Raw genomic sequence first — 218 nt, 5'->3', positions numbered from 1 at the left:
ACAGTTTTTGGGTTTGAGGTGATATGTTTTGTTGATTGAGGTTTTGAGGTTTGTGGAAGTTTTTGGTTGTAGTTGTGGGAGGTGTAATATGTTGAGGTTGTGTGATGTGGGGTTTGTTTGGATTTGTTTTTGTTTGTGTTTTTTTGTAGTTGTTTTTGTTAGAATTATTGGAAGAGATTGGAATTGTTGGTTTTGTGTTTGTGAGAAGAGTAGTATTG

1 protein-coding gene is annotated in these 218 nt (G+C 34.4%); it reads right to left on the bottom strand.

What is annotated here, in order from left to right; genetic code table 11:
• On the bottom strand, positions 1-218 hold a 218-nt coding region (locus FVP33_RS20290), incomplete at both ends, for a hypothetical protein (RefSeq protein ID WP_222706802.1).

Origin of the sequence: Lacisediminihabitans profunda, assembly GCF_008040105.1 — a bacterium.
GTDB lineage: Bacteria > Actinomycetota > Actinomycetes > Actinomycetales > Microbacteriaceae > Lacisediminihabitans > Lacisediminihabitans profunda.
The sequence above is the reverse complement of the archived record's forward strand: the minus strand, read 5'-3'. Positions and strand labels throughout refer to the sequence as shown.